Raw genomic sequence first — 2278 nt, forward strand, 5'->3', positions numbered from 1 at the left:
TTGCAGAACGGTACGTCGACTTTGCTGAGCAAAGCGCTCGGACAAGGTGGTGACTTTGGTGATGCACTCAAAGGCGCATTGTTCAATACATTGGCAGCCGCAAGCTTCAATGCTGTGGGGGATTACACCAAGGGCAAACTGACTGATGGCTACCCGCCGAAGATATTGGTGCATGCGATGGTCGGTGGATTACTTGCCCAGGCGACCGGTGGGGACTTCAAGACCGGCGCGTTGGCGGCGGGTATTAACGAAGCGGCTGTAGTTCATTTGGATTCGTTGGTTAGCGGTGATAAGAATCTGCTAGCTATGAGTTCTCAAATAGTCGGTGTTCTGGCGGCAGCTTCGCAAAAAGATGCTGATGCGAAGTCCATCGAGAAAGGTGGATGGATTGCGAAAAATGCTACCCTCTACAATCGTTCTGCACATAAAGATGAAACTGACGCTATACAGCAAGAGACTGAAAAAGGAGATTTCAAAAAAGAAAATCTCGAAAAAGCGACCTGTTTTCTGACGAAGTGCTGGGCGGAGTTTGAACGAGGCGGCGAAGAGTACCGTAATAAATACCTTACGGAATCAGATATGGCTGGACTCAGTAATGAACTTACGTGGGCGCAAGTGCAGCAAGAAAAAGGGCTGTTTAACTATAGTTTTTTTGATCGTCTGGCTGACGGAACAACGTCCGATGTAATCCCAGTCGGAAAAAATGCAGTCACAGCGGGTTTAGGTGGCATGACCGTGAGTGCAGGCGTTACCCTGTGCGCAACTGCAGCGGGCTGCTTCGTGGGCGCTCCCATGAGTGCGTTTGGGGCAGGTAATGTCTTTGAAGGAACCACGGGGATGTACAACCATTTTTGGGGGGATGAGCCTAAGAGTTACAACCCTGTTAAGTCGGCTTTTGACTTGATTCCCGGTGGCTATGGTCCATTGGTCTACCAGGGGGCGGATACGTTACTTTCCGCCGGTGCTGGCTTTGGGAAGGTCCCTCTCGTGATGGGAGCTTCAGATGGATTGAGGAAGGGTTCGATCTTCGGGGTTTTGGTTCCGAAGATGGATAATAATTTTTTCATTCCGTTGTTAGGCACGAAAACCCCATTTGGTACGGCGCTAGGTGTGTATGTCGGCGGAGTGGGTTATAAGGGCTACGGCTTTTACGAGGAGGCTAAGGGTGACGGTAAGTAAGTTGATGTTCTCGGCAATAATGGCGGCGGGTGTTTTAGTCGTAATGCTTTCCATAGGATGCCTGCTGGCATTGTTGCCAGTCCTGTTTATTTCTGCAGGGTTTGAGGTGGAATTTGATGTGGTATTTGTATGGTTGGGAATGCCATTCTCGATTTTGTTTGCGTTAAGTTGGTTTTATAAGTATGCAGACTTCGCAAAATCAATCATCTTTAGGCATTAGTGAGTCCCGTTTCTGTTAGCAACGCATGGGTAAAGCGGGCTTGGCGAAAAGGCCGTTGACTATTGTTCTCAGCATCCAAAGCGACAGTTGAAAGATGAGGCGTTCCGGAAAGTCTATACCGTTGAATCGTCACGCCGCATGGTAAATAAATCAAAAAAGCAGACGGACCCTGAGGGATTCCCACACATTCACCCTAAACCCCGGAGAGCGATCTTGAATCTGCTCTGCTGGCGAAGTCTTAGGCTTGGCGAGGTCGGTGCGCGGAGTCTCTCGGTGACTCGAATGATGAGCGGGCGTTGCGCGTTGTGCTAACGCTTTTAAAAGCTAGAGAGGAGTCGATTGTCATTCACAGGTTTCAAGCCTAGAACGATAACCAGCTATCAGCAGTATTATGATAAGCAGGGAAGTCGGTTAAAATATGAAGCTGGGGAATGGAAAAACTAGGAGTGATGGTGAATGACTTTATTATTTCCTGATCTTATGGCTGAGTTGAGTCCTGGCTTGAGTGCGGCTGGTTTTTATTTGGGCGAAGACTTTTCCTGTGTTCAGGAAAAAATTGGCGCTGTGGAGTGGTACGACTCAAACTCCGCTCTTAATAAAATTTTGCTCGAAAGTTCAGGTTGGATTGGCGTTCGAACGCCGGTGGGCTCCGCCATCGATGTAGGTGCAGTCGTGGAGTCTTTCAGCTATCGGAATGACTGGGTTTCATTGGATTTCGGAGAGGGCAATAAGCTATATAGGATTGTGGTTGGTAGAGGCTATCAAGGAAAGTTTAAAGTGGTTATGCCTGGCAGTGACCTACTGCTGCTTGAGGATTTTTACGAGTTGGATTTTAATGATGTGGATGATGAGTTTCTGATTATTGAAAATGGTGAATAT

3 protein-coding genes are annotated in these 2278 nt (G+C 48.1%); all 3 read left to right on the plus strand.

From position 1 onward, the window contains the following. Positions 1-1179, plus strand: a 1179-nt coding sequence (locus BM026_RS28795; RefSeq protein ID WP_175507992.1) for a DUF637 domain-containing protein, incomplete at its 5' end; no start/stop codon positions are given. Further along, positions 1166-1399, plus strand: coding sequence for a hypothetical protein (locus BM026_RS28800; protein ID WP_093514681.1), 234 nt, complete (start codon positions 1166-1168; stop codon positions 1397-1399). The genes BM026_RS28795 and BM026_RS28800, both read left to right, overlap by 14 nt. A 456-nt stretch (positions 1400-1855) precedes the next feature. Beyond that, positions 1856-2278, plus strand: a 423-nt coding sequence (locus BM026_RS28805) for a hypothetical protein (protein ID WP_139217598.1), incomplete at its 3' end; no start/stop codon positions are given.

It is taken from the genome of Pseudomonas sp. NFPP24, from assembly GCF_900112095.1.
Taxonomy (GTDB): Bacteria; Pseudomonadota; Gammaproteobacteria; order Pseudomonadales; family Pseudomonadaceae; genus Aquipseudomonas; species Aquipseudomonas extremorientalis.